The following is a 25,715-nucleotide window of genomic DNA, read 5'->3' as shown; positions in this document are numbered from 1 at the left end:
CAATCATAATGAAAAATTTTAATGTAGAAAAGTTGTTAAAATAGTGTATTTTGTATCTTAATATTACTTAATGAATTACTACTTGGTGTCCACGGCGAGATTCGAACTCACGGCCTCAAAATTAGGAATTTTGCGCTCTATCCTGCTGAGCTACGAGGACAGAAAGCGGGAAAAATCCCGCTAAAAATTTAACCGTTTCTTTTTTTGATGATTTCATCCGCAACATTTTTAGGAACTTCATCATAATGATCAAATTCCATAGAATAAGTCGCACGACCTTGAGTTTGACTTCTAAGATCAGTAGAATAACCAAACATTTCAGCCAAAGGACAAAATGCTGTGATGATTTTATTTCCACCACGCTCATCCATGCTATTTACTTGACCACGGCGTTTGTTAAGATCTCCAATAACATCACCCATGTAATCTTCAGGAGTTTCTACTTCAACTTTCATCATAGGCTCTAAGATTACAGCACCTGCTTTTCTAGCACCTTCTTTAAAGCCCATAGAAGCAGCAAGTTTAAATGCCATTTCAGATGAATCCACTTCGTGATAACTTCCATCATAAACAGTTACTTTAACATCTTCTACAGGATAACCTGCTAAAACACCATTTTGTAATGCTTCTTGAACACCTTTATCAACCGCAGGAATGTATTCTTTTGGAATTACCCCACCTTTGATATCATTAACAAATTCATATCCACTACCTGGCTCAAGCGGTTCAAGGCGTAAGAATACATGTCCATACTGACCACGACCACCTGATTGTTTAGCATATTTGTATTCTTGTTCAACGGTTTTTCTAATAGTTTCGCGATAAGCAACTTGTGGTTGACCTACTTCAGCTTCAACTTTAAATTCACGTAGCATTCTATCAACGATAATTTCAAGGTGTAACTCACCCATACCCGAAATGATAGTTTGGCCACTTTCTTCATCTGTAGAAACTCTAAAACTTGGATCTTCTTGTGCTAATTTATTTAAAGCAATAGACATTTTCTCTTGATCAGCTTTAGTTTTTGGCTCAACTGCAACAGAAATAACTGGATCTGGAAAATCCATTCTTTCAAGGATTACCTTATCTTTTTCACTTGCAAGAGTATCCCCTGTTAAAGTATCTTTAAGTCCTACAACAGCACCAATTTCGCCTGCGTAAAGCACTTTAATCTCTTCTCTTTTGTTAGAGTGCATTTTTAACAAACGACCAATTCTTTCTTTTTTATCTTTAGTTGAGTTATAAGCATAAGAACCGCTTTCTAAACAACCGCGATAAACACGCACGAAAGTAAGTTGTCCTACAAATGGATCTGTCATGATTTTAAATGCAAGCCCTGCAAACTCGCCATCATCGGTTGATTTTACAGAAACTTCTGTGCCATCTTCATATTCACCCTTGATATTTGCCACTTCATCAGGAGCTGGTAAATAAGCCACAACAGCATCAAGTAAAGGTTGAACCCCTTTATTTTTAAACGCTGTACCGCAAAGCATAGGAACGATAGAAAGACTTAAACATCCTGCTTTAATCCCTGTTTTAATCTCTTCAAGGCTTAATTCTTCTCCGCCTAAATATTTTTCCATCAACTCATCTGAAGTTTCAGAAACTGTTTCTATCATTTTTGTACGATATTCTTCTGCCTTTTCTTTAAGTTCAGCTGGAATTTCTTTTTCTACATAATCAGTTGGCTTAGTATCATCTTCCCAAACTAAAGCTTTCATAGTTACAAGATCGATTACGCCTTTAAAATTATCCTCAGCACCAATTGGAATTTGAAGTGGAACTGGATTAGCTTTTAAACGGTTGCGAATTTGATCTTCTACATTGTAAAAATTTGCACCGATTCTATCCATTTTGTTTACAAATACTATTCTTGGAACACCGTATTTATTTGCTTGTCTCCAAACTGTTTCACTTTGAGGTTGCACCCCACCCACTGAACAAAATACCGCAACAGCACCATCAAGAACACGCATAGATCTTTCAACTTCAATTGTAAAATCAACGTGGCCTGGAGTGTCAATAAGGTTGATTTGATGGTCTTTCCAAAAACAAGTTGTAGCCGCAGAAGTGATAGTAATCCCACGCTCTTTCTCTTGTTCCATCCAGTCCATAGTTGCAGCACCATCATGAACTTCACCGATTTTATGACTCATACCTGTAAAGAAAAGAATTCTTTCAGATGTAGTCGTTTTACCCGCATCGATGTGAGCAGCAATACCGATATTTCTAACTTTCTTTAAGGGAGTACTTCTTGACATACACACTCCTTCTTACCAACGATAGTGAGCAAATGCTTTATTTGCTTCAGCCATTTTATAAGTATCTTCTTTCTTCTTAAATGAAGCACCTTTGCTATTAGCAGCATCTAAAAGCTCGGCTGCAAGTTTATCAATCATAGTTCTTTCACTTCTTTTTCTTGCAAAAGAAATAATCCAACGAATCGCCAAAGCTTGCTGTCTAGCAGGGCGAACTTCTACTGGAACTTGATAGGTTGCACCACCTACACGACGAGATTTCACTTCTAATAAAGGCTTGATATTTTCAATCGCATCATTAAAAATATCAATACCTTTTTTCTCGCCACCTTTTTTATCAATAGCTTCCAAAGCACCATACATAATTGTTGTAGCTGTGCTTTTTTTACCATCATACATTAAAGAATTAATAAATTTTGTGATTACTTTATTACCATAAATCGGATCAGGCAAGACTTCTCTTACCGGAGCTTTTCTTCTTCTCATTATTTTTCCTTCAAATTTTAAATTTTACTCAAACAAAATCAAATCTAACGGATTTGTCTGTATGAATGATTATTTTGCAGCGCCTGCTTTAGGGCGTTTAGCACCATATTTAGAACGAGAAACTGTTCTTTTTGCAACACCTGCTGTATCAAGAGCACCACGAACGATGTGATATTTAACCCCTGGTAAGTCTTTTACCCTACCGCCACGCACTAAAACAATGCTGTGTTCTTGCAAGTTATGACCTTCACCGCCGATATAACTGATCACTTCAAAGCCACTAGTAAGTCTTACTTTGGCAACTTTTCTTAACGCTGAGTTTGGTTTTTTAGGTGTTGTAGTATAAACCCTAGTGCAAACTCCCCTTCTTTGTGGACAATTTTTAAGCGCTGGAGATTTAGATTTTTCTAAAACTTTTTTGCGCTCTTTTCTAACCAATTGATTTATGGTAGGCACAATAATTCCTTTCTTTAAAAATGTAATAAACTTTGGATGATATCTAAAATTTACTTACAAAAATATAAACTAGAAATAATTTAAATGCTTTTAAAAATTTTTATAAAATAAACCTACATAATTTACATTAATATTTATAAAACATAAACTAATTTTTAATTATTGTTTTACTTATAAAAATAATCTTACTCATTTTAGACAAAATGAAAAATTCCAAAATTGATTTTAAGAAATTACTAAAAAAGTGTTTAATCCATAGTTATAAAGCATCATACTTGATTCCAAGATTATAATAACTCCTATCTAAAAATTTAGATAGGATAAAAATCATTGTTTATTAGTATTATACTGCAAATATACCACATGGGTAGCTAAATATTCTTCAAGACCATGTTTTCCGTCAGCTCCGCCTATGCCACTTTTTCTAAAGCCTGCATGAAAACCTTGCATAGCCTCAAAATTTTCACGATTAATATAAGTTTCACCAAATTTAATTTCTCTGCTAGCTCTCATTGCTATATCTAAATTTTGTGTATAAATAGAACTTGTAAGACCATATTCACAATCATTTGCCATATCAATAGCTTCATCAAGTGTATCAAATTTAGCAATAGGCAAAATGGGAGCAAAAATTTCTTTTTGCATAATTTCATCCTCATGCTTAACATTAGTAAGAACACTTGCAGGAAAATAATACCCACTTGTATCAGTGATTTTTCCACCGCATTCCACAACTGATCCTTTAGCACTAGCTCTTTGAAGCATTGCTAAAGCATTATCAACCCCTGCTTGATTGACCAATGGTCCCATATCAAAATCACCTTTTAAGGTATTTCCAACACTTACCTTACTCATGGCTTTTACAAATTTATCTACAAATTCATCATAAATGCTTGTATGCACATAAGCTCTTTCGGCACAATTACAAACCTGTCCATTATTGCAAATTCGACTTGCCTTAATCGCTTCTACCGCCAAATCAATATCCGCATCTTTACACACTATAGCAAGAGCTTTTCCGCCAAGTTCTAAAGAAACTTTTATGATATTTTTAGCTGCAGCTTCCATTACTCTAGCCCCTGCTTCAACACTTCCTGTAAGACTTACCATGCCTATATTTTCATTGCTTGATAATTCATGTCCTACTACACTACCTTTACCTGCAACCAAATTAAACACACCTTTTGGCAAAGAACTTTGCGAAACAAGTTTTGCAAATTCAAAAGCATTGTTTGGAGTTTCACTACTTGGCTTTATCACTATAGTATTTCCTGTTAGCAAAGCAGGCGCCATCTTTCTTGCGATTAAGAAAAATGGAAAATTCCAAGGTAAAATTCCACCAATTACCCCAATAGCACTTTTATATAAATATATATGCTCATTAGCTCTATCGCTTTGTATGATTTCACCCTCATATCTTCTAGCCCATTCGGCCGTATAATCCATATAATCTGCTGTAAAATTAACCTCCACACTGGCTAAAGCTCTAGTTTTTCCTTGCTCTTGCATTAAAATTTCTGTTAAGAAGTTAGCATTTTTGCGTATTAAACTAGCTATTTCTCTTAAATGATTTGCCCTCTCAATTGCTGGCTTAGCCTCCCAAGATTTTTGTGCTTTTTTGGCTGCTTCAATCGCTCTTTTAGCATCTTCTAAAGAAGCACTTGCTACTTTTGAAATGACTTCTTTAGTAGCTGGATTTAAAACTTCGATAAAATCCCCATTATGTGGGATAAATTCCCCATCAATATAATTTAAATAAATTGTCATTTTTTCTCCTTTTTTAGTCTAAGTGAAACACTTCTTCCATATTTAGCCACTTTTGTCCTGCATAACCTAAAGATATTTGACAAGGATCTGTTACTTTCCACCATTTTTGCGTGTTTTCATCTCTTATCATCTTAGCCATATCTGCTTCAAAATCAGCACCTACATATTCAAAATATGCAAATAAATATTCTCCAAACAAATAAATGGAATAATTTTGTATATTACATTCTTTAATCATCTCACAGACCCCTTCATAAGGCTTTGCATGAAGATTTTTATATTCTTCTATTTTTTCCTTTTTTATCTTTATGATTTGACCATATCTTTGCACCTGTCCTCCTTATAAATTAATAAAGCATTTTTATAAAATATTTTATCTAGATCATCAAAAATTTTACTTTCTATAATAAGCTTAGCCCACTTAGCTGGAGCTATTTTTGCCACAGGATAATTACTACCAAATATGAATTTATCTTCACTAAAATTTTCTTTTAAAAAAGTGAAAAGATCATAAATAAATTCTTTTGGGGTTTGTTCCGAAAAATCATCTGCAACCGAAAGCTTAATATATAAATTTGGAAATTTTTTCAAAAGAATTAAATCTTTTTTATACTCATTTAAACGATCCATTTTTGGACTTCCTAGATGATTTAAAACCACTTTTAAATTTGGATTTTTATTTAAAAATTTTTCTAAAAAACTGAGTTCTTCATTTTTCATACAAGCTTCAAAAGATATATTAAAAGTTTTTAAAATTTCTATTTTTTCTTCAAAATCTACTTCGAATAACCTTTTAGCTCCTTTTTTACTTACATGCATTACCTCTCTAAAAGAATTAAGTTCTTCTTTATGTTTTAAATCCGCTAGACAAAGCAAAAGATTATGAAGCTTTTTTTGCTCTAAAGCAAATAAAGCTTCTTTTTCTAAATCATCGCTATTAGTTTCAACATACATAGCACCTATAAATTCAAATTCTTTATATTCTTGTTTCATCCTAAAAAAATCATAATTTTGCTCTAACTTTTCATCGTCTTTTATCCATGAAATAGGTATTTTTTCCAAATCCCAAAGGTGCAGATGAGCATCAAAAATCTTTTGCATTTTTTCTCACTTTTGAGCCTATAAAGCCATACCAAGACACATATAAAAACAAAGGTGCCATTGCTAAATATCCAGTGCCTGTACCATAATGATCATTAATAAAGCCTATAATTATAGGCATAATTGCTCCACCTACTATACTCATCACAAGCAAAGATCCGCCTAGTTTTACTTGATTTAAAGGTAAATTTTTTGTTGCTACCGCAAAAATAGTAGGAAAAGAAATAGACATAAAGAAAAATAAAGCTATTAAAAGTACTATGCTAAAAAACCCGCTAGCAAAATACAAACTAAAACATATAAGCACATTGATTAGAGAATAAAATCCTAAAATTTTTTCACCTTTGATTATCTTCATCAAAGGAGTAGAAACAATGCGTCCCAGCATAAATGCAACCAAAGCTATAGAAAAATAATAAGCACCTTGCGCATCTTTTAAACCTTCATTATGTTCCACAACATAATTGATAAAAAAAAGCCCCTGCTACAACTTGATTGGCTATATACAAAAACTGCGCTAAAAGCCCTAAGTTAAAATGTCTGTGTTTAAAAACATATATAGGCTTAGAATCATCTTTTTGCTTATAATCATCACTTACCGCACTTCCTTCTGGAAGCTTATTTGCAACAAAAGCAATTAAAATCAAAATAACAATGACAGCAATTCCTATATAAACAAGCTGGACATTTCCCATATTAGCTACTAGTGCAGCTTCAATTTGCTCCGCACTTGCACCTTCTTCTTGTTTTGTAATAGATAAAAATAAAGCTCCACCTATAATAGGTCCTACAAATTGCCCCAAACCATTAAAACTTTGCGCAGCATTGATTCTAAAGCTCGCATTTTTTTCATCACCAAGCTTTGTCATGTAAGGATTTGCGCTAGTTTCTAAAGAACCAATACCACAAGCTAAAATAAAAAACGCAAACAAAAACAAATGAAAAGAAGCCAAATTTGTAGCGGGTATAATAAGCAAAGCTCCTATGGCATAAAGAGCTAAGCCAAAAATGATTCCCATTTTATAAGAAAATCTATTGGCTATATAACCTGCGGGTAAGGCTATGATAAAATAAGCACCAAAATAAGCAAACTGTAAAAAGCCACTTTCATGCTGGCTAATATGAAGATGATTTTGAAAATTTTTATTCATCACATCAATAAGTCCATAGCTTACTCCCCATAAAAAGAAAAGAGAAGTTACCAAAACAATGGCTACTTTTATATTTTTAGAATCAGTCATTTTTACTCCTTAATTTTCATCCCAATTTAATGCTCTATCTAAATGTACATAACCTCCATCTGGCATTAAAATTTGCCCTGTAGTATGTGAAGCAAGAGGGCTAAGTGTAAAAACCGCTGTATTTGCAATTTCCTCTATGGTAGTAAAACGATGACCTAAAGGTATAGCTTTTGCGATTTTTTCATATTGTTCTTTAGGATTAGGAAAATTTTGCAGCCATTTTTCATAAAGAGGAGTCATAACTTCAGCAGGAGCTATGGCATTTACTCTAACGCTATCTTTAGCAAAAGCACAAGCCCATTCCCTAGTAAAACCAATTTGAGCCGCTTTGGCCGAAGCATAAGCTGAAGTTCTTCCTTGTCCTGTGATGCCTGTTTTACTCACTATATTTAAAATGCTGCCTTGCTCTTTTTTAATATAAGGCAAACACTCTTTTGCCATAGCATAATAATGAAAAAGATTGTTTTCGTAAGATTTAATCAAATCTTTAGTACTTGTGTTTTCAATATGCAAATTATCATTTGCACCTGCATTATTTACAAGTGCATAAATTCCACCATGTTTTGTAGCGACCTTTTTTATAAGCTCTTCAATTTGCTCATAATTTTTTAGATCGATCTCGTAAAATTCATAGCTTTTGCATAAATTTTTTAATTCCTCATCGTGCTCTTTAGGCATAGATCTTGAAAAAAAACTACAGGAATTCCACCCTCCATAGCCCATAATTTAGCAATGCCATAACCAATACCCTTAGCGCCACCTGTAATAATACAAATCTTATTTTTAATTTTCAAATCCATTTATTCTCCTTTATCTAAATTTAAAGTCATTTTTAAATGCACTAATACCAATACGCCTAAAATTGCTATTAATGCTAGTACTATAAGTCCAAACTCGACCCCAAAATGATTTTCTATATATGTTTTTAAAGTCGGTGCGACAAAACCACCTAAATTTCCTAAAGACCCTATAAGTGCAATAGCAGCTGCACCACCTTTTCCCTTTAAAACTTGAGTTGGCAAATTCCAAAATATAGGCTGAATTACGATAAAACCTATAGCAGCTAAGCTAATAAAAAATAAAAATGGTGCTAAATTTGCAACAAAAGTCGAAGCTATCATGCTTAAACTTGCTAATAATAAAAATAAAATCGCATATAAATTCCAAGAGCGTTTTTTATCAGCTAATGAGGTAAATATTGGCAAAGCAATAAAAACAAAAATCCAAGGTATGGCATTTAAAAGTCCGACTTCAAAACCCACATTTATTTGCAATATTTGAGCTATTTTACTTGGTAAATAAAAAAGAACACCATAAACACTTAATTGTATGCAAAAATAAATAAATACAAATTTCCATACTAAAATACTTTTAAAAATATCCTTAATAGAATAATCTTTTGCCTTTGAATTACAAATTTCTATATTTTTTAACAAAACAGCTTTTTCTTTTACATCCAACCATTTAGCATATTTTGGGTGAGAGTCAAGATAAAACAAACAAAAAACACCCACCAAAACAGTAATTCCGCCCTCGATTAAAAACATCCACTGCCAATTTTTAAAATACATATTTGGTGCATAATCAAGTATAAAACCGCTAATTAAAGAACCAAAAACAAAAGCAATTGGAACTCCCATTTGATAAATTCCATAAGCTTTTGATCGATATATAGCTGGGAAAAAATAACTAAGGTATAAAATAATGCCTGGACTAAAACCTGCTTCAGTTAAACCCAATAAAAATCTTAATACATAAAAACTTGTTTCTCCTTGTATAAAAATCATAGCCATAGTTACAAGTCCCCAAGTGATCATTATGCGACTTAACCAAATCTTAGCTCCTAATTTATGCAAAAGCAAATTTGAAGGCACTTCAAATAAAGCATAACCAACAAAAAATATCCCAGCACCCAAAGCATAAGCAGCCTCGCCGATGCCTGCATCAATTTCTATATGAGATTTAACAAAACTAATATTTGTTCTATCAAGCATGGAAAGACAAAACATTAAAACAATCAAAGGCAAAATACGCCAAGATATTTTTTTACATATTAACTTTAACTCTATTGAATTTATATGCTCCATCCTTTACTCCTTAACAAGTTGTAGCAAGTCTCCAAACTGAAAAATCATTTTGTTCGTTTATCTCTGCTTTTACTAATTCTCCATTTGAAATTCGCACGATTAATTCTACAAGCTCATCACGCACTTCTTCTTTTGTTTTTACCCCATCTATAATGCTTCCTGCGTTAATATCAATAGCATCATTCATATTTTCATAGCAAAAAGTATTAGAACTCATCTTTATAGTAGGCACGATAGCAGAACCCGTTGGAGTACCACGACCTGTAGTAAAAACACAAATATTTGCCCCGCCTGCAACCATGGCACTAAGTTGTTCTATATCATTGCCTGGTGTATTCATAAAAGTAAGTCCTTTAGAAACTACCGGTTTAGCATAATCAATTACATCCATTAAAGTTCTAGTTCCTGCTTTATAAACACAACCTAAAGATTTTTCTTCTATAGTACTAAGTCCGCCTACAATATTTCCTGGACTAGGATTTGCCCCTCGAATATCAGCATGAAAAGATTTAACCAAATTCTCATAACCCAAAATCTTATCATATACCTTTTTAGCTATTTCATCATTTTTTGCTCTCTTAGCTAGTATAGCTTCACAACCTATAAGCTCTGTAGTTTCTGCTAAAATTACCGCACCACCCTCATCGATTACAAAATCACTCAAACTTCCTAACGCAGGATTAGCACTAAGTCCGCTATAGCTATCACTTCCACCGCATTCTGTGCCTAAAATCAAATCACTGAAATCTCCTTCACTTTTTTGTAATTTTGCAGCACTTTCAAGCATTTCATTGACTATTTTGATACCATTTTCAATGGTATTTTTACTACCACCACATTCTTGTATCACTAAATATTCAACCTTTTTATAAGGCGTTGCTTCTTTGATTTTTTCTGCTACCACTTTGGCTTGTATCACCTCACAACCAAGCCCTACAATTAAAACACCAAAAACATTAGCATTAGTTCCATGGCCTATCAAAACATCTCTAGTTTGCAAAGCGTCAAATTCAAGCTGAGAACAACCATGCTGATGGTTGATATAAACCGCTCCATTGCATTTTCTAGCTATATTTTCACACACTTTATTAGCACAATGCACACTTGGTATAATAATGACTTTATTTCTTAAGCCAAATTTACCATCTTCTCTTCTATAACCCATTATCTTTTTCATATTTATTCCTTATCCCCACGACCTCTAATACCTGCAGTGTTGTGGATATGTACCCATTCCCCTGCACTAATATCACAACTTGCACTAGCTATAGCTTCTGCGTATTTGATGATAATTTCATCTTTTTTTATATCTTTTAGTGCAAATTTATGTCCGCTTGCAATATCATTTAAAAGCTCTATATTTGCCACATTTTCACCTTTTTTAAAGTCGCGCAAAGCTGTGGCAACATTGTCTTTTTCATTGACTATAATATATCCTTTCATAGTTTTCCTTTGTTGATATGTGTTTTAGCCCATTTAGCATAGTATGAAGTTAAAATTGGTACCACAAAAGCTGTAATAACCACACAAGTACTTACCAAAACCGTTGCATAATCTGCTTGCTCTCTAAGCTCTGGATAAAGCTGTGCTATAAGCATAGGCGTAGCAGCTGCAGCTCCTGCTGTACTAGATGCAGCAATTCCAGCTGTTCCATTACCTTTAGCTAAAAATATGTCTGCTAAAATCAGAAAAAATCCTGTAAAAACAATCACAGAAAAAGCCAAAATAAGTCCTGCAATTCCTGCTTCATAAATAGAATGAAGACTGATAGTACTTCCAAGAGAAAAACCTAAAAATATAATCATAGGTTCATTGAGTTTTGTCAAAAATACTCTAAATTCCTCATCTAAATTCCCTAAAATAAAACCTAGTAAAAATGGTAAAATCAAGCCTATAAAATTTTGCAACGGAAAACTTGCAAGTCCTGTGGTTCCTAAAATTATCATAGTAAATAATGGTCCACTTTCTATCATTAACAATAAACTTGCTCCTGCTTCTTCTGTAGTTCCATATTGTTTTGTCAAAGCTGTGTATAACCCTGCATTTGTCATATCCATAGCAGCTACAACCGCTAAAGCACTAAAACCTGCAAACAAACCATTACTCACCATACCTTGTGGAATTAATTTTTGTACAATAATACATGCCAAAAATGCAGCAAATATTTTAGTTGCCAATAAAATCCCTGATTTTTTTAGTACTGTTGTAGTAGCTTTTAGTTTAACACTCGCACCAATACCAACAAACCAAACTGCTATAATCACAGTAGCCCCTGTCCCTAATGCATTAGTAAAAGGTCCAAAATAAGCTAAAATGTTAGGCCAAAAAGTATGAATTATGGCTCCTATTAGCATAGGTATTAACATCATCCCACCTGGTGTCTTCTCAAGGAAATTCTTTATTTTCATAGCAATGCCTTAATTAAGTTTTATACCTGTTTCTTTTTCTATAGTTTTAATAAGTTCCTTAGCTTCATCAAAACGAGTGTTTAATTCTTCTTTTGTAGTAGGTGATAAAGGATGAATACTAGCATTTGCAAATTCAAATCCTCTAGCCTTTAAAAGCAAAGCAAAACCCATAGGAAAAGCCATACTCATACCAAATCTTATAGCCTTTAGTAAACTTTTTTGTATTAGCAAAGCTCTGTCTATATTTTTTTCATTGATTGATTTGTAAATTTCACTCATAAGTTCTGGAAAAACTCCACCTATGCTAGTCATAGAACCTTTTGCACCCGCTAATAATGCACCTGCATAAAATTCTTCTCTTCCTACAAAAACATCAAAATCACTAGGTACTACATCTAAAATATGATTTAAAAGCAAAGCATCCTATAAAGATATGTAAAAAAGTAAAGTGAGAGAAATTTTAATCAAAGTATTATTTTATAGTATTTTGATGAGATTTTTTTAGAAATCAAAGTGAGCTTTTATCTTTACATTTTTTTACATTGTGCTTTACACATTTTTACATTCTTTTTACAAATACTTTACAAAATCTTTTAAACACCTTTAAAAATTAAAGAGTAGTCTTTTTAAAATATCCTACAACGCGTCCGAGTATTTCAAAGTTTTCACCTTCTAAATTAATGGGCTCATACGCTTTGTTATCGCTAAGGAGTTTTAGCTTGGGGCGTTTTTGAAGGCGTTTTACATAAAGCTCATCTTCAATGCGTGTTACACAAATTTCGCCTTCTGCCACTTCTCCTTGCTGGATTAAAAGATAGCAATTTTCAGGAAGTGTTGGTGCCATAGAATCGCCTTGTCCTAAAATCACAGAGAGATTTATAAAAGAGTATAAGCCAAAACATTCACGCAAAAAACTTTTAGAAAGTCCCAAAGCTTGAGTGCTTTCTTCATCGTTATAAGTGCCACTTCCAGCACTTGCTCTTACATTTTCAAAAAAAGGAATGTTTATCATATCATCGTTTAAGGTTTCTTGTTGATTTTCCAACTTAGGGACACATTTATCTTGACTTAGGGACATTTTAGAAGACAGACTAAGGGACAACTTAGGGACATTCGCAAAATAATTCAAATCAATATCTAAAACTTTTGCAATTTTTATTAAATTATGTATTGTTATATTAGATTCTTTTGTTTCATATCTTTTTATTGAATCCAGTGAAACACCGCTTGATTTAGCTAATTCTAATTGTGTTAAGTTTTTAGCTTCTCTAGCATTTTTAATTTTTTGAGAAATATTCATAAAATACACCTTTTGTCTTGACAAGTTTAATAAATTACACTATAATTCTATTACTTTTAAAAGAATTGTATCACAAAAAGATTTTTTTTAAAAGTGGCTTGGGTGGGTGGGGATAATATCACTTTTGGAGCTTTAAAATGAAAGTTTTAAAGTGTAAAAAGGTGGTCGTAAAACTCAAGTTTGGAAGCTAAAAATCACTTTCAAACTTGAGTTATAAAATCATCTTTACCACTCCTTTTTTTGGAGTGGTTTAAGTGATTATACCATAAAGGAGTAAAAATGCGTAAAAGCTTTACAAGTTTAACTGAGCAAATGAGCAAAAAAGGCTTTAAGCTTCGTACTTGGGCTAAATTTAAAAAGTTAAATGAAAGCGATTATAGACTGCTTTTAAATATGAGCTATGGCAAAACAAAAGGTATAAGAGGCAGAGCCAAAGAATTAAAAGAAATGTTAGAAAAAGATGGATTTAAGGTGGCTTAAATGTGGATAAGCAGTAAAGAATTTGCAAAGCAATATGATATAAATTACGAAGCACTTAAAAAATCTTGTATTCGTGCAAATAAGCAGACTAAAAAAATTTGTATTTCAGGTAGTCATATAATACACTTTAAATACACCCAAGGCAAAGGACACGGTGGTAAAACCCTTCAAATCTGGTCTAAACCTTTAAATAAGGAAGAAACACAGCTAGTAGAGCAAGGTTTTAACATAGAAGATATAAGCAATACTACTACTATAACTCCTAAAACAACACAAGAAGTTTTAAGCAAAGCATTAAATGATGATGTTTTGCTTAAAAATTCTAAAGCCTTGCAAGTGCAAAACACTAACAAAACCAAACTTAGCGAAAATCAAATACAAATAAACAAAGATAGCTTAAGCCTCTTTGCAAAAGCCAGTTCTAAAAAGCAAAACTTAGCTTTACAAAAAGCCGCTGTGGTTAAAGAATGGCTACATGCTAAAGGCAAGATAAGCACAAATGATTTCATAAGCTATATTAACGCTAAAAAAATCTATGAGTTTAAACTCACACAAAACAAGCTCTTTTCTTGGCAAAAAGAATACTTAGCAAACGGGCTTGATGCTTTAATAGATAAAAGAGAAAATAAAAAAGATGATGCCATTAGCACTCTTGGTATAAAAGAGCTTTTTATAAATACTTTGCTTGCTCAAAAAGGAAGGCTTAATGCTTCTAATATCCACAGGGTATTAAATTATGAATTAGCAAAGAATGGCAAGTTAGATTTAAAAGATTTTCTAGGCAAAAAAGATGAATTTATAAGCTATGAGTGTGTTTTAAGAAGTATGAAAAAATACTTAAAAGAAAACAAACTCATAAAAAATATCATCTTGCATGGCGAAGATGGAGCTATAAGCAGACATCTACCAGCACTTGGTGTGAGTAATTGGAAAGTTTCTACTATCAATGAAATCGTAGAAATTGATGCAAGTCCACTTGATGCTATTTGTAAAGTAGATTTTATCAATGAAACTTATGGGCTAAAAGGCGATGAGTGTTCTTGGCATAAACGCTACACTATAATATCATTAATCGATACTTATAGTGGTGTGGCTAGCTTTTATCTAGGCTTTAGTGAAGATAGTTTAAGCATAGCAAGAGCCATTGCAAAATACATCAGCACTTATGGCGTTCCAAAATGCATACATTCAGATAATGGCAAGGCATTTTTAAGTAAAAATGTCAAAGCTCTTTTAGAGAGATTAAACATTGATTATAAGGCAATGCCAGCTTACAGTGGCTGGAGTAAGCCTTATGTAGAAAATAAATTCAAAGATTTACAAAACTCACTCACAGCCAATCTTGTCGGATATATAGGAGCTAACATCAAAGAAAGACAGGCTATTGAGTTTTTTTATTCTAAAAAAGAAAGAAGACTTAAAAAAGGCTATAAGACAAATCAAAGAAGACTTAAAACACTTGAGTATATGAGAGAGTGCATTGATGATTATAGTGCGTATTTTATGAATAACAAATGGCTTGACCGACTAGGTGCCACTCCAAAAGAAAGCTTTGAAGCAAAGATTAGCGATGCTATTGCTATAGATGAGCTTAGCCTTAGTATGTATTTAGGCGGTGAGTTAAAGCTTAGAAAGGTGCTAAATAAAGGACTTAGTCTTAATGGAACTCTTTTTTATAATCCAAAATTATACACCCATGAAGAAGTGTTTGTGTGTGAAAATCTTAATAACCAAAATGAAATCTTTTGCTTTGATAAACAAAAAGAACTTATTTGTGTAGCAAACAACTTAGATTTAGAACTTGGGGTAAGCATTGAAGAAGCTAAAGTTGCTAGAAAACTTGTAAATAGAGCCATAAAAGCAAATAAAGACAAAATCGATGAGCAAAGAATGATTTTAGAAAAGAATATGGAAAAGTATTTAGCTCTTGGCAAGGAAAAACTAGAAAAAGTCAAAGCTCCAAAAACAAAAGCTAGTAACAACGCTAAAAAAGAACTTGAATTTTCAAAAGCCCTTGTTAGCAATGGTGATTTTGAACATTTGAGTACAAAAGTTATAAAAGATACCAAATGCAAAATTCCAAAATGGGAAAATGCTGCCAAAAAGGCAGGATATTAAAAGTCTTTAAAAGCTTTTAAAGTCTATTTAAACACGCTTTGAAAGTTTTTAAAAGCTTTTAAAAAAGCTTAAAAACAAAAGGATTTATATGCAAGAACTAAGCAAAGAATTAGAATGCTTTTTAGAGCAAAGCGGTATGAAGCCAAGTGCATTGGCAAGAGCGATTGGTGCGAGTGCTTCTTTAATCTCACAGATTAAAAGTGCAAGCTATAAAGGTGATGTGGCTTTATGGAGTAAAAAGATAAGAGATTTTATCGCTAATCACAAAGATAAGCAAAATGAAAAACCTAAAAAAGAACAACTTTTTAGAAGCCGTGATTTTTCTATGGCTACTTTTGTAATGAGCGAAGCGGTAAATGAAAAAGAAATCGCACTTATTTTTGGAGAAGCAGGAACAGGAAAAACCACTATTATAAACGAGTTTATTAAAACCAGACCACAAAGTATTTTAATAGAGGCAACTTGTCATACAAGTGTGGGTGTAATGCTTGATGAGCTTTTAAATGCTCTTAAAATCGAAGCAAATAGTAACAATGCTTCAAAACTAAAAGCAATTGCAAGATTTTTAAAGACCAATGAAAAGATTTTAATCGTAGATGAAGCCGAATATCTACCACTAAAGGCTTTGGAGGATTTAAGACGCATTGCGGATTTTGCTAGAGTGCCTCTTATTTTAGTAGGAACTGAGATTTTATACAAAAACCTAATGGGTAAAAACAAAGAGCTTAAACAACTTTACTCAAGGATTTGTGGTAAATGGATGATGAGAGGACTTAGCAAGGAAGAAAGTGATGAGTTTTTTGGCAAGGGCTATTTTAAATTTAGCAATGGTAATTTTAGAAGCTCTGCAAAGCTTTTAAAAAAGGCCTTAAGACTTGCAGAACTTGAAGAGTGCGAAATCAATGATGAGTTATTAACTAGTGCAAGTGAGATGGTTATATTATGAGTTTTGAAGAGATAGCTAAAGAACTTAATCTTAGCGTGACACGCGTTCATCAAATCTATACTGAAGCTCTTAGAAAATTAAAGAGTCCTAAAAATAAAGACAAGTGGATGGCTATCTTTGAAACGATTGACTTAATCAAAAAAGAAAAAGTAAAGAAAGAAAACTTAATACAAGGAGAGAAAAAATGATACCAATGATTAAAGGTGAGAAAGCTGATTATAGTGCTTCGCTTTTTGAGATAAAGGGTGTAAGCATTATTTATAAAGAAAGTGGAGTGTTTGTAGATGTTTTAAAAGGAATTTATCCTGATTATATTGCAAAAAAAATCATTCGTTTTCATTTGGGTAAAAAGCTTAACAAAAGTGCTTAAATTAAAAGCACTTTATAGAAACCTCGCCTTAACGGCGTCGCTTCGCTGGTTTTGATTAAGTTTTTTAAAACTTAAATTTATTTAGAAAGGGAAAAATGCAGTTAAGTTATTATTGTTTTAAAGATAGAAAAAAAAGAAAAATGCCTTTAGATACACCATTAAATACTAAAAATTTTAAACTTAAAGATAAGCTTGGTTTAAACATAAAAGAACAAATAGAAATTTGTAATAAATATGGGATTACCCACAAGCTTTATGTGAAAAGAAAAGAAAAAGGTTGGAGCTTAAAAGAAATTTTAGAAACTCCAAAAGGAGACAAGCGTTTTAAATATATTATTATCGATGATATCAGAAGAAACAAACAAGCAGTTAGCCTAAACAGTCATAGTAAATTTGGTAGAAATGTTTTACATTTAGGAAATATGAGCAAAAAAGCTAACTTGCATTTTAAATATTCAAAACTTGATCATCTAGCCTTGCAAAATAATTTATACCAAGATAAAAATGGAGTAATTAAGGCGTATTAGAAAATTTAACAAATCTACTAAGGTGGATTTGATTAAGTTTTTTAAAACTTAAATTTATTAGAAAGGAAAATTCATGGCAATAGTTTATATCGCTTCTCCTTACAAAGCTTTAGCTGTAAGAGAAAGTCAAAGAAAAGCACAAGCTATTAGTGTAGCCCAGCAAGAATGCTTAAAAATTATGCGTGAATGTGAAGGCTTTACACCTGTTTCACCCATACTACAATTTAGCTATTTGGATGAAAACAAACACAGAGACAAAGCTTTACAAATGGGATTAGAGCTTTTAAAAGCAAGTGATTATATTTATATGAGCAATCATAAAGATGCTAAGTATTCTAAGGGAATGCAAGAAGAATTAGCATTAGCTAAAAAGCTTGGCATTAAAGAGCTAGTTTTGGAGTTGCCTCTTTGACTTCGCAATGTGGCAAAGCCACCTTTTGCGATAAAGAGCTACACTCCCTTAACCCACCTGAAGGCTCCGCGACACTGCGTGAAAAAAAAGGTTTAAGGATAGTTAAGAAAAGAGCTAAACACGCAGTGCTTTTAAGATATGGCGTAGTTCTTTGGGATTATCAAATTAACAAATTTAATTTAAAAGGAGATTTAAATGCAAATAAATAGTTTTGAAGATGTAAATCTTGCACTTAAAAAAGTGGCAGAGCTTAGTGTAAAAATAGAAAAGATTAATGGAGAAGTAACTTTAGCTTGCAATGAGATTAAAGAAGCTCGTGCAGGAGAGATTAAGGTTTTAAGTGATGAGCTTGGATACATAGAACAATGTATCACCACTTTTTGTGAAAATAACAAGCATGAATTTGCAGAAAAAAGATCTAAAGAATTTACCTTTGGCAAGATTGGCTATCGCTTAAGTAAAAGTGTATCTTTACCACGTGTGAAAGAAAAACTAGAAAACTTAATCAAAGCCTTTAAAAGTTACAACCTTAATGAATGCATCATTTACAAAGAAGAACTTAATAAAGATGCCATTGTAGAGCTTGATGATACTACTTTAGTAAAGCTTGGACTTAAAAGAGTTGTAAAGGATAATTTTAGAATAGAGCCAAAGATTGAAAGCTTAGAAATTCAAAATTAAGAATTTAACAAGTCCGCTAAGGCGGATTTGATTAAGTTTTTAAAACTTAATTTAAAACAAAAGGATAAAAAATGTATGTCAATGTAAGCATAGATGCGAGTGATTTAGAAGATTTTTACGCTCATGATTTGGCTGAACTTTTTGAAGATTTAAGCGCAAAAGAGCAAGAGGAATTCTTTGGAATTATCCATAAGGATATCAAGCCATTAGAAAGGATAAGAGTTATTCTTTCTAATTTGTCTAATGATGAAGCACTTAAACTTTTAAAAGAACTTAATAATGAGTTTAAAAGCGATGAGGAATGGCAAAAAACTATAAAAAGTATAAATGGAGGTAACAAATGAAACTACAAGATTTTGATTTTAGGATTTGGGATAAAACTAAAGAAGAGTTTTTAAAGAAAGAGCCGACTTTAATTAAAATAGATAACGAAAGAGTGATTGCTGGGCGAATTTCAAGATTTTACGCAAATACTGCGGATATTGCAGATATGTTTATAGGAAATGGCAATGATTTAGAAATCGAGCTATGGACTGGCTATTTTGATAAAAATGAAAATAAAATCTATGAAAATGATATTATCAAAAATGAATCGCTTGAAGAAATTTATTATATTACAAGAGATAATACTTATAAAATGTTTAAAATAATCATCTATGATAAAGACTGTAATGAAAACCTTTATAGGAAAAAAAATCCTGCTGATATCAATTTGTTAAAAATGCTTGTTTCAGATAAAAATATGAGTGTCATCGGCAATATCCACGAGAATCCTGAACTTTTGAAATGTTAAAAAATATTAAAAATTTTAACATAAAAATGAAATATGTTAAAAAAGCCAAAAAATTTAACAAAGTCCATTGATTTAATGGGCTTGATTAAGTTTTAGCAAGGAAAGAAAAGATGAGTAAAAGAAATGGTGCTTTAAGGGTTTTTAAAACGCTTTTAAAAGATGTTAAAAGCGACGAAAATGGTTTTTATAAACACAAAAATGGCAAATTAAATGTTGCTAAATTAGCTAGAGTTAGTGGGCTTAGCAGAAATTTTCTAAAAAGAGAACTTTATATAAGAGGTTTGCTATGAGTCCTAAACAAGCAATGCTTAGAAAACAACTTCTAGCTAAAATACACATGCACAAAGAGTATTTATATTATAAAGAAAATAATGCTTGGCAAGATTTTTTAGCTTTAAGATTTGAGGTTTTAAGCTCAAAAGATTTAAGCATAGATGAGCTTAAAATCTTGCTTGATATTTTTGATGGTAAAATTAAAGATGATATAAACTTCGTACCTGATTTTAAGGGCAGATTAATGCTTAAAAAAGCTAGTTCTAATAAACAATTTTTTTATTTAAAAGCTTTATTAAAACAAACAAAAATGCCTATTTTTAGTTTTTACAAACTTTGTAAAAAAACTTTAAAAAAAGATATATACTCTCTTGAAACTCTTAGCAAAAAAGACTGCACTATAATGCTTGTAGTTTTAGAAAAGATTGCTAAAACTAAAAAAAATAATTAAAAATAGATATAATCCTTTAAAAGCTTTTTTAAAGGATTTATTTTGATCTGCCCTAGATGCGCAAATGAAAAAACTAAAGTGTTAAAAACTATAAAATCAGACACCAATGAAAGATTTAGAAGATGTCTTAAGTGCGGATACACTTTTATGTCTATTGAACTTATCAAAGTAGATAATTGGGCAAAATACTATATAAAAGAAACTCAAAAAGGACTTTTTGATGAAGCGCTTTGAATTAAAGGGTCTTGAGAATTTTTTAAAAAAATGTGAAAATCTAGAAAACGAACAAAAGCAGATTATTTTAAAAGAAATAATTGCTGAAACACTTTATAAAGAAAGCAAAGAAAATCTAGAAAAAGAACAAGACTCTAATGCTAAAAAATGGGCACCTTTAAAGCAAAGTACATTAAATTCAAGAAAAGCACAAAAGATCATGCATACTAAAAAGCTTTTTGCAACAGGCTCTATGCAAAGCTCTTTACATAGTGGAGTGGAAAATGATAGAGCTTTTGTAGCACTTAATGCCACCTATAAAGGCTTTGCGTATGCCAGAGTGCATCAATTTGGCTCTAAAAATGTAATAGCAAGACCTTTTTTACCTATCGATGAAAATTTAAATATAAACAAAAGAGTAGCCAGAGCAATGGAAGAAGAAACTAAGGATATGCTTTGGACTTTGTTTAAGCAGACTTTAAAATAAACTTCAATAGACTATGACATTTTATTAAAGGAGTATAAATGCCTAGTTTAGAAGAAATACAAAGTCAAATTTCTGATTTTTCAAATGCTAAAAATATTTTCTCAAGAAAAGAAATTAAAGCTTTACCAGATATTTTATGGGAGAATGAGAAGGTAAAAAAAGCAGCACAAGGCACTTATAATCTTGCTACAGGACTGCTAGTAGCTACTGATAAAAGATTGATTTTTATTGACAAGGGAATATTTAGCTTAAAGGTGGAAACTTTTCTTTATGATAAAATTTCATCTATTGAATATAGTACAGGTTTGATGTTTGGCGAGATAGTTATTTATGCTTCGGGTAATAAGGCTAAAATTAAAAATATGGAAAAAAACGAAACCAAAGAAATGGCTGAATTTGTTAGAGAGTGTACTCAAAATACTGATGCAAATAATCATATATCTACCACTAATAGTGATTTAACCGTAGAATTAGAGAGAATATCAAATCTTAAAGATAAAGGTATTATTACTGAAGAAGAATTTAAAACAATGAAAGAAAAAATTATAGCTAAAATGTAAAACTTGCAAAGTTACTTAAAATCTTATATAATCATTTTAGCAAATAAGTTGTTATGCTCTTATAGTATCATCACGATGTGGCAGTGGGTCATTGGCTATAAGAGTTTAGCCACCTTCTTTTTTGCAAATTTATTATTTTTTATAAACAATTTTACCTTGACTTAATACTTCTTTAAAATACTTGTCGTTCTCGCTTAAAAACATAGTTTTATTATTGATTTGATTGCCTTTTTGATTTAGCACCATCACAAGAGCTTTTACTCCATTATCATAAAAATACTTAATATAAGTTTTTTTAGTAAAGCCTTTAAATCTAGGGTCAGCATCCATACTTAATCTAATCTCATCAGGGTCATTAATAAGCTTTGGAAAGTAGTCTAAGTAAAAATGCCTATTTTGTTTTTTGATTTTAGTAGTCTGCTTCTTTTTATCATAAAAAAAATCATCATCTAAGCTTATTACATCTCCTATTTTATCAACAAGCAAATCTCCTTTTTTTACATTAAAAGCTTCATAAACCTTATCTATTAATTCTTTATCGCTTAAATTTTCATAATTTTGTATTTTTGGTAAATTTTCTAAGCTCTCATCTAAGCTTATTCTCGTTTCTTTTGGGATTTGTGAATTTTCTCTTTTATCATAAGCAAAATTTTTAGAAGCAATGCTTTTTGGATTTTCTAAAATTTTATATTTAGTTCTAGCCTCTTTTTCGCTTACTGCTATGACTTTACATTTGCAATTATAATCATTAGGCGGAAAGGATGTTTTCCAAAATGGATCATCTCTGTGTATAGCACAATTGTGCATTTTTTTATGCTCACTTCTTGAATCTTCTAAAAGTGCACATTTATATACCCAGTAAGTTTTGTAAGAATAAGTGCTAAGCTGTTTTGCTCTTGCTTTTGCGTAAGCACTTTGCATATTGGTATGATAAATTGTTTTTAAGCGATTTGCATTGATGTTTATAGTGCGTTTTTCTCCTGTTTTTGGGTTTGTTATTTCTTTTTTACCATACCAACCTTTACTTGTTAAAAGCTCTTTTAAATTGTTTTTAAACTCATTAAAATTTCTTCCTTCTTTCATAGCTTTTTTTAATTCTTCGTGCAAATCATTTAATACATCTGTTTTCATAATGCCTGCTGCACTAAAAGCACGATCGTGTGCTTGTTTTTTAATTTCGTGATATTTAAAGCTTATTTTTAAGCCTTTATTTTCTAAATAGCTATAAGCTTCATCTACGCTTTTGTTAAAAATATTACTCATTCTTTACCTTTTTTGACCTTCTTTAACGGCGGAAGTGAATTCCGCCTAAGAAGCAACTAAAGGCTACCCGACCCTTTTGCTAACGCAAAAGCCCCGTTTTGCCTTGACCCACCTATTCACTCATTGCCAGCATCCAAAAGAGCTTGCATGGAAGCAAGAGCGATTTTTTTATCCAGACTTTCTTTTAATTTTTCAAAACTGATATTTGGGTATTCTTTAAAAATTCTTTCTTCTAATTCCTCATAGCTTTGACATTCTTCCCAAAAGGCTTTGATTTTTTCATAAATTTCATCACTTATCTCATCTTCTGCACTTGAGTTTAATTCTATTTTATCCTTGCTAAGACGATTATTTTTTTCTAACATTAAAGAGTTAAATGCGTAATTTTCAGTGCTTACTTCTTTTTTCTTTAAACCTTCAATTCTAAAAGTTTTTGCTAAAAACTCAGCAGGTATCTCATAACCCATACTAGAAATAGTGCTATAAACTCCTGCTAAGTATTGCTCATCGACTTCTTTGTTTGTATCAAAAACAAACTCAAACTCAGCTGGCTTTGCAAAATTAAGTTTTAAAATCTGCTCTAATAATTTTTGTATGCTTTTGCTTAAAAAAAGTGTATCCATTTCACCCACATTAAGACGCACTTCTTCGTGTACATTACCTAAGGCTTGAGTACCATTTTGCACTGCATTTCCTGCTAAAACTTGTCCGCTGATTAATTTTGAAATAGCTTCATCACAATACCTTAAAAAATCTGTAAAAGTAGAAGTAGAAAGCCCTGAGTTTAAAAGCTCGACCATGTCATCTTTGTTAAAAATTCCCACACTTGCACTTCTTAAATTGCTAAGTTGCATTAAAAGTTCTTCTATTTCTTTATCACTGTTTGCATTGGTTGTTTTTGCAATGATAGGTGGCACACTTAAATTATCAAGATAAGAAATGTTTTTACTCATAGCAAGTTGCTTTAAAACTGCAATGCTTACAACATTATAAAAAAGGGATTGTTCTATGAATGAACCTGAATCGCTTGGATGTAAGTGTAAAAATATATCATCACACTCATCCACAAAAAGTTTTTTACTTTCGTTATAAATAAATAGCCTTTCTTTATCATCCATCGAAAAAAATCTCGGACTTATGTATTTTAGTTTTGGAAAAACATTTAAATCTTTTACCTTCCATTCAAGTAAAAAAGCAGCAAAACCATAAACTACTGCAGCACTCATTTCAAAGACGAATTTCCTAAAATCACTTTTTGATATATAATTTTGTAAAAATATTCTTTGAGTCTCGTCTTTACAAGTAATAAACATAGGAAAAGAACACATTTTAAAACGCCTTTTCATTACTTCGCTTGCTATTTGTGGATCAAAGCGTTTAAAATAATCATAAATACTTATAAGTTCGCTAAAATTCTCACTATTTAAAGCAGCGATTATGCTATCAAAATCAACACTGCTTGCTACGCTTTTTCTTGCTGTTTTGTTTAATATTCTCATAAAAATCCTTTTTTAATCTTTCTTTTGCTAAGTATTCTATTGATTGCTTTATAATCTGCATTTGCTGCACTACAAGCGATTCTAAAAGCCATCTCACTTGCATCAAGCAAGTCATCATGTGCTGCTTTTGGATAGGTTAGCATTTCTTCGATAAGTAAATTTGAGTTATTGTCTATTAAAATCGTGCCGTCGTTAATGTAAGGTGCTAAGCTATCGATGCGAAGTTCTTTTGCGACTTTATTTTTAAGCTCACAAATACTTAGAATAATTCCCAGTTTTAAAGCCTCTTCTTTGAGCTTATCTTTGAAAAACTCTTGAAAGGCTATTGTTTCAATGGCTATTTTTACTATTTTTCCTAAGCTTAAGTATTTGATATAAAGCTTTAATATCACATCTATCATCTTGCTAGGAGATATTTTATAGCCACTTGCTTTTAAATGAAATTTATTTTTATCTACCTTTTTAAGCTCAGCAATGGCAAAATAATCGCCTTTTGCCTTACCAAGTGCAGGGTCAATCCCTAAAACCACAAGGTCAAAATCTTGTTCTTTTTCTATGATTTTATACTCGCTAAAAATAGCATTTTCAGTACTTAATGCTTTGTTTTGATATTCGCTAAAAAAACTTTGAGTATCAGCAAAATATTCTTTTAAAATTTCTATTTTGTTTAAATTTTCATCATCTAATTTAAAACCCTTTAAATCGCTTTTTAAAATATTGTTTTTATCGATTAAATCAAGTTTGTCAGGAAAGCTTAGCACAAGCGGAAAATCATAAATTAAAAAGCGTTTATCATCATTTAAACGATTTAAAAGACTATCTTGATGTAAAATAGTTCCAACGACTAAGTATAAATAATTTTCTTGTGTTCTTGCGACTAGCTTTAAAATGGCTTTATTAAACCATTTATAAAGTTTATCCCTTTGCGTTTTACTTTCTACATTTTCATCATTTTCTATATCATCACAGATAATTAAATCAGGTCTTTTGCCAAGATAATTCGTTCCTCTTATCTTTTTACCACTACCAAAAGCTTTAATTTTTTTATGTATTTTAAAACTTGTAAAAACTATGGCTTCACTAGTCCATTCATCGCCTAGTTTTATTTCAAAATCATTAATTAATTTAGCATTTTCTTCAAGCTCTGTTTTTAAACTTGCTATACTTTCACTTGCAATGTCTAAAGTAGAAGATATAATTAAAGCATATTGCTTTTTATTACTTAAAAGCGAGTAAAGAGTAAAAAGTCTTACTAAAAGCGTTGTTTTAGCACTTCCACGATAAGCTTTAAAACAAAGATGATTATTTTTCTTTTCTAATTCATCAATATTATCATAGATAAAATTTCTAAAATTAGAGCTTTCTTTTTTGATAAAATTGATATGATGAGGAAAATATTCAAAAACAAAAGCCTTAAAGCCTTGTTTTAAAATCCTATCTCTTCTTAAATTTTTATCTTCTTTATGATTAAATTTTAAAGCCTTTAGCCTTGATTTAATTTCATTTATTTCTAACTTATCCATTTTTGCTTTCTT

The 25,715-nt window shown here is 31.5% G+C and carries 29 protein-coding genes, 1 tRNA gene and 3 pseudogenes; 15 read left to right on the top strand and 18 right to left on the bottom strand.

The window, feature by feature from the left end; all coding sequences use genetic code 11:
• Positions 1–83 precede the first annotated feature (83 nt).
• The 15 genes and pseudogenes from AJ932_RS06325 to AJ932_RS06255 all read right to left on the bottom strand — a co-directional run bounded on the left by AJ932_RS06325 (position 84) and on the right by AJ932_RS06255 (position 13,107).
• Positions 84–160 (bottom strand) — tRNA-Arg (locus tag AJ932_RS06325).
• A 28-nt stretch (positions 161–188) separates the two neighbouring features.
• Positions 189–2,264 (bottom strand): elongation factor G, encoded by a 2,076-nt coding sequence (fusA, locus tag AJ932_RS06320; RefSeq protein WP_070278906.1) that lies wholly within the window; start codon positions 2,262–2,264, stop codon positions 189–191.
• Positions 2,265–2,276: 12 nt separating this feature from the next.
• Positions 2,277–2,747, bottom strand: a complete 471-nt coding sequence (gene rpsG / locus AJ932_RS06315; RefSeq protein ID WP_002779471.1) for a 30S ribosomal protein S7 — start codon at positions 2,745–2,747, stop codon at positions 2,277–2,279.
• Between the two features lie 69 nt (positions 2,748–2,816).
• On the bottom strand, positions 2,817–3,203 hold the full coding sequence (rpsL, locus tag AJ932_RS06310; protein ID WP_002782934.1) for a 30S ribosomal protein S12: 387 nt from the start codon (positions 3,201–3,203) through the stop codon (positions 2,817–2,819).
• 327 nt (positions 3,204–3,530) lie between these two features.
• Positions 3,531–4,970, bottom strand: a complete 1,440-nt coding sequence (gene aldA, locus AJ932_RS06305) for an aldehyde dehydrogenase (protein ID WP_070278908.1) — start codon at positions 4,968–4,970, stop codon at positions 3,531–3,533.
• Between the two features lie 13 nt (positions 4,971–4,983).
• Positions 4,984–5,301 (bottom strand): L-rhamnose mutarotase, encoded by a 318-nt coding sequence (locus AJ932_RS06300; protein ID WP_002861223.1) that lies wholly within the window; start codon positions 5,299–5,301, stop codon positions 4,984–4,986.
• Positions 5,277–6,071, bottom strand: a complete 795-nt coding sequence (locus tag AJ932_RS06295) for an amidohydrolase family protein (RefSeq protein ID WP_002861222.1) — start codon at positions 6,069–6,071, stop codon at positions 5,277–5,279. Before AJ932_RS06295 ends, AJ932_RS06300 begins: the two co-directional genes overlap by 25 nt.
• Positions 6,055–7,312 (bottom strand): annotated as a pseudogene (gene fucP / locus AJ932_RS06290) (L-fucose:H+ symporter permease). The gene AJ932_RS06295 and the pseudogene fucP overlap by 17 nt, the downstream one beginning before the upstream one ends.
• A 9-nt stretch (positions 7,313–7,321) precedes the next feature.
• Positions 7,322–8,112, bottom strand: a pseudogene (locus AJ932_RS06285) (SDR family oxidoreductase).
• The gene (locus tag AJ932_RS06280) at positions 8,113–9,399 is read right to left on the bottom strand and encodes an MFS transporter (protein ID WP_044794206.1); all 1,287 of its coding nucleotides are present in this window, start codon (positions 9,397–9,399) and stop codon (positions 8,113–8,115) included. It lies immediately after the preceding pseudogene.
• Between the two features lie 10 nt (positions 9,400–9,409).
• The gene (locus tag AJ932_RS06275; RefSeq protein ID WP_002861218.1) at positions 9,410–10,576 is read right to left on the bottom strand and encodes a UxaA family hydrolase; all 1,167 of its coding nucleotides are present in this window, start codon (positions 10,574–10,576) and stop codon (positions 9,410–9,412) included.
• A 2-nt stretch (positions 10,577–10,578) separates the two neighbouring features.
• A complete protein-coding gene (locus tag AJ932_RS06270) occupies positions 10,579–10,842 on the bottom strand; it encodes a UxaA family hydrolase (protein WP_002861217.1) in 264 nt (87 codons plus the stop codon).
• Positions 10,839–11,807 carry a 2-keto-3-deoxygluconate permease gene (locus AJ932_RS06265; protein ID WP_044779817.1) on the bottom strand — a complete coding sequence of 323 codons (969 nt, stop codon included), beginning with the start codon at positions 11,805–11,807 and terminating at the stop codon, positions 10,839–10,841. The genes AJ932_RS06270 and AJ932_RS06265 overlap by 4 nt, the downstream gene beginning before the upstream one ends.
• Positions 11,808–11,816: 9 nt before the next feature.
• Positions 11,817–12,230 (bottom strand): annotated as a pseudogene (locus AJ932_RS06260) (dihydrodipicolinate synthase family protein); the annotation flags it as partial.
• A 187-nt stretch (positions 12,231–12,417) separates the two neighbouring features.
• Positions 12,418–13,107 (bottom strand): XRE family transcriptional regulator, encoded by a 690-nt coding sequence (locus AJ932_RS06255; protein ID WP_070278910.1) that lies wholly within the window; start codon positions 13,105–13,107, stop codon positions 12,418–12,420.
• A gap of 279 nt (positions 13,108–13,386) precedes the next feature.
• Here AJ932_RS06255 and AJ932_RS06250 point away from each other — a divergent pair, with 279 nt between their 5' ends.
• The 15 genes from AJ932_RS06250 (at position 13,387) to AJ932_RS06175 (ending at position 21,418) form a co-directional block, all read left to right on the top strand.
• Complete coding sequence (locus AJ932_RS06250) at positions 13,387–13,587, top strand: hypothetical protein (protein WP_002790505.1); 201 nt, start codon at positions 13,387–13,389, stop codon at positions 13,585–13,587.
• Entirely contained in the window at positions 13,588–15,705 is a 2,118-nt protein-coding gene (locus AJ932_RS06245) for a Mu transposase C-terminal domain-containing protein (protein ID WP_070278912.1), read from the top strand.
• 88 nt (positions 15,706–15,793) lie between these two features.
• Positions 15,794–16,651 carry an AAA family ATPase gene (locus AJ932_RS06240; protein WP_002790751.1) on the top strand — a complete coding sequence of 286 codons (858 nt, stop codon included), beginning with the start codon at positions 15,794–15,796 and terminating at the stop codon, positions 16,649–16,651.
• The gene (locus tag AJ932_RS06235; RefSeq protein WP_002791422.1) at positions 16,648–16,839 is read left to right on the top strand and encodes a sigma factor-like helix-turn-helix DNA-binding protein; all 192 of its coding nucleotides are present in this window, start codon (positions 16,648–16,650) and stop codon (positions 16,837–16,839) included. The genes AJ932_RS06240 and AJ932_RS06235 overlap by 4 nt, the downstream gene beginning before the upstream one ends.
• On the top strand, positions 16,836–17,021 hold the full coding sequence (locus AJ932_RS06230; protein WP_002824157.1) for a hypothetical protein: 186 nt from the start codon (positions 16,836–16,838) through the stop codon (positions 17,019–17,021). Before AJ932_RS06235 ends, AJ932_RS06230 begins: the two co-directional genes overlap by 4 nt.
• Positions 17,022–17,116: 95 nt before the next feature.
• The gene (locus AJ932_RS06225; protein WP_002865075.1) at positions 17,117–17,548 is read left to right on the top strand and encodes an SA1788 family PVL leukocidin-associated protein; all 432 of its coding nucleotides are present in this window, start codon (positions 17,117–17,119) and stop codon (positions 17,546–17,548) included.
• A gap of 73 nt (positions 17,549–17,621) precedes the next feature.
• Positions 17,622–17,960 (top strand): DUF4406 domain-containing protein, encoded by a 339-nt coding sequence (locus AJ932_RS06220; protein WP_052777360.1) that lies wholly within the window; start codon positions 17,622–17,624, stop codon positions 17,958–17,960.
• 195 nt (positions 17,961–18,155) lie between these two features.
• Positions 18,156–18,641, top strand: a complete 486-nt coding sequence (locus tag AJ932_RS06210) for a host-nuclease inhibitor Gam family protein (protein WP_002872701.1) — start codon at positions 18,156–18,158, stop codon at positions 18,639–18,641.
• 71 nt (positions 18,642–18,712) lie between these two features.
• Positions 18,713–18,985 (top strand): hypothetical protein, encoded by a 273-nt coding sequence (locus AJ932_RS06205; RefSeq protein ID WP_070278914.1) that lies wholly within the window; start codon positions 18,713–18,715, stop codon positions 18,983–18,985.
• Positions 18,982–19,434, top strand: a complete 453-nt coding sequence (locus AJ932_RS06200; protein WP_052780837.1) for a YopX family protein — start codon at positions 18,982–18,984, stop codon at positions 19,432–19,434. Before AJ932_RS06205 ends, AJ932_RS06200 begins: the two co-directional genes overlap by 4 nt.
• Positions 19,435–19,544: 110 nt before the next feature.
• Positions 19,545–19,724: a hypothetical protein gene (locus AJ932_RS06195; protein ID WP_070278916.1), complete on the top strand. Its 180-nt coding sequence runs from the start codon at positions 19,545–19,547 to the stop codon at positions 19,722–19,724.
• A complete protein-coding gene (locus tag AJ932_RS06190; protein WP_070276125.1) occupies positions 19,721–20,158 on the top strand; it encodes a hypothetical protein in 438 nt (145 codons plus the stop codon). Before AJ932_RS06195 ends, AJ932_RS06190 begins: the two co-directional genes overlap by 4 nt.
• Positions 20,159–20,200: 42 nt before the next feature.
• Positions 20,201–20,392, top strand: coding sequence for a hypothetical protein (locus AJ932_RS06185; protein ID WP_002790256.1), 192 nt, complete (start codon positions 20,201–20,203; stop codon positions 20,390–20,392).
• Positions 20,379–20,858 carry a phage virion morphogenesis protein gene (locus AJ932_RS06180; RefSeq protein WP_029588834.1) on the top strand — a complete coding sequence of 160 codons (480 nt, stop codon included), beginning with the start codon at positions 20,379–20,381 and terminating at the stop codon, positions 20,856–20,858. The genes AJ932_RS06185 and AJ932_RS06180 overlap by 14 nt, the downstream gene beginning before the upstream one ends.
• 38 nt (positions 20,859–20,896) lie before the next feature.
• Complete coding sequence (locus AJ932_RS06175; RefSeq protein ID WP_052780838.1) at positions 20,897–21,418, top strand: PH domain-containing protein; 522 nt, start codon at positions 20,897–20,899, stop codon at positions 21,416–21,418.
• Positions 21,419–21,550: 132 nt separating this feature from the next.
• On the opposite strand, the gene AJ932_RS06170 is transcribed toward AJ932_RS06175, so the two are convergent.
• The 3 genes from AJ932_RS06170 to terL form a co-directional block, all read right to left on the bottom strand.
• The gene (locus AJ932_RS06170) at positions 21,551–22,681 is read right to left on the bottom strand and encodes a phage minor head protein (protein ID WP_070278918.1); all 1,131 of its coding nucleotides are present in this window, start codon (positions 22,679–22,681) and stop codon (positions 21,551–21,553) included.
• A 116-nt stretch (positions 22,682–22,797) separates the two neighbouring features.
• Complete coding sequence (locus AJ932_RS06165) at positions 22,798–24,180, bottom strand: DUF935 family protein (protein WP_002913010.1); 1,383 nt, start codon at positions 24,178–24,180, stop codon at positions 22,798–22,800.
• Positions 24,177–25,703, bottom strand: a complete 1,527-nt coding sequence (terL, locus tag AJ932_RS06160) for a phage terminase large subunit (RefSeq protein ID WP_002865465.1) — start codon at positions 25,701–25,703, stop codon at positions 24,177–24,179. Before terL ends, AJ932_RS06165 begins: the two co-directional genes overlap by 4 nt.
• Between the last annotated feature and the right edge of the window lie 12 nt (positions 25,704–25,715).

The sequence above is a fragment of the Campylobacter sp. BCW_6873 genome (assembly GCF_001762365.1).
Taxonomy (GTDB): Bacteria; Campylobacterota; Campylobacteria; order Campylobacterales; family Campylobacteraceae; genus Campylobacter_D; species Campylobacter_D jejuni.
Note: the sequence above shows the minus strand (reverse complement) of the source record. Positions and strands in the feature narration are given on the sequence as shown.

Bases quoted from the DNA above. Each gene is read 5' to 3' on its own strand.
- fusA (WP_070278906.1), bottom strand. From the start codon at position 2,264: ATGTCAAGAAGTACTCCCTTAAAGAAAGTTAGAAATATCGGTATTGCT.
- rpsG (WP_002779471.1), bottom strand. From the start codon at position 2,747: ATGAGAAGAAGAAAAGCTCCGGTAAGAGAAGTCTTGCCTGATCCGATT.
- aldA (WP_070278908.1), bottom strand. From the start codon at position 4,970: ATGACAATTTATTTAAATTATATTGATGGGGAATTTATCCCACATAAT.
- AJ932_RS06295 (WP_002861222.1), bottom strand. From the start codon at position 6,071: ATGCAAAAGATTTTTGATGCTCATCTGCACCTTTGGGATTTGGAAAAA.
- AJ932_RS06280 (WP_044794206.1), bottom strand. From the start codon at position 9,399: ATGGAGCATATAAATTCAATAGAGTTAAAGTTAATATGTAAAAAAATA.
- AJ932_RS06275 (WP_002861218.1), bottom strand. From the start codon at position 10,576: ATGAAAAAGATAATGGGTTATAGAAGAGAAGATGGTAAATTTGGCTTA.
- AJ932_RS06270 (WP_002861217.1), bottom strand. From the start codon at position 10,842: ATGAAAGGATATATTATAGTCAATGAAAAAGACAATGTTGCCACAGCT.
- AJ932_RS06265 (WP_044779817.1), bottom strand. From the start codon at position 11,807: ATGAAAATAAAGAATTTCCTTGAGAAGACACCAGGTGGGATGATGTTA.
- AJ932_RS06255 (WP_070278910.1), bottom strand. From the start codon at position 13,107: ATGAATATTTCTCAAAAAATTAAAAATGCTAGAGAAGCTAAAAACTTA.
- AJ932_RS06250 (WP_002790505.1), top strand. From the start codon at position 13,387: ATGCGTAAAAGCTTTACAAGTTTAACTGAGCAAATGAGCAAAAAAGGC.
- AJ932_RS06245 (WP_070278912.1), top strand. From the start codon at position 13,588: ATGTGGATAAGCAGTAAAGAATTTGCAAAGCAATATGATATAAATTAC.
- AJ932_RS06240 (WP_002790751.1), top strand. From the start codon at position 15,794: ATGCAAGAACTAAGCAAAGAATTAGAATGCTTTTTAGAGCAAAGCGGT.
- AJ932_RS06235 (WP_002791422.1), top strand. From the start codon at position 16,648: ATGAGTTTTGAAGAGATAGCTAAAGAACTTAATCTTAGCGTGACACGC.
- AJ932_RS06230 (WP_002824157.1), top strand. From the start codon at position 16,836: ATGATACCAATGATTAAAGGTGAGAAAGCTGATTATAGTGCTTCGCTT.
- AJ932_RS06225 (WP_002865075.1), top strand. From the start codon at position 17,117: ATGCAGTTAAGTTATTATTGTTTTAAAGATAGAAAAAAAAGAAAAATG.
- AJ932_RS06220 (WP_052777360.1), top strand. From the start codon at position 17,622: ATGGCAATAGTTTATATCGCTTCTCCTTACAAAGCTTTAGCTGTAAGA.
- AJ932_RS06210 (WP_002872701.1), top strand. From the start codon at position 18,156: ATGCAAATAAATAGTTTTGAAGATGTAAATCTTGCACTTAAAAAAGTG.
- AJ932_RS06205 (WP_070278914.1), top strand. From the start codon at position 18,713: ATGTATGTCAATGTAAGCATAGATGCGAGTGATTTAGAAGATTTTTAC.
- AJ932_RS06200 (WP_052780837.1), top strand. From the start codon at position 18,982: ATGAAACTACAAGATTTTGATTTTAGGATTTGGGATAAAACTAAAGAA.
- AJ932_RS06195 (WP_070278916.1), top strand. From the start codon at position 19,545: ATGAGTAAAAGAAATGGTGCTTTAAGGGTTTTTAAAACGCTTTTAAAA.
- AJ932_RS06190 (WP_070276125.1), top strand. From the start codon at position 19,721: ATGAGTCCTAAACAAGCAATGCTTAGAAAACAACTTCTAGCTAAAATA.
- AJ932_RS06180 (WP_029588834.1), top strand. From the start codon at position 20,379: ATGAAGCGCTTTGAATTAAAGGGTCTTGAGAATTTTTTAAAAAAATGT.
- AJ932_RS06175 (WP_052780838.1), top strand. From the start codon at position 20,897: ATGCCTAGTTTAGAAGAAATACAAAGTCAAATTTCTGATTTTTCAAAT.
- AJ932_RS06170 (WP_070278918.1), bottom strand. From the start codon at position 22,681: ATGAGTAATATTTTTAACAAAAGCGTAGATGAAGCTTATAGCTATTTA.
- AJ932_RS06165 (WP_002913010.1), bottom strand. From the start codon at position 24,180: ATGAGAATATTAAACAAAACAGCAAGAAAAAGCGTAGCAAGCAGTGTT.
- terL (WP_002865465.1), bottom strand. From the start codon at position 25,703: ATGGATAAGTTAGAAATAAATGAAATTAAATCAAGGCTAAAGGCTTTA.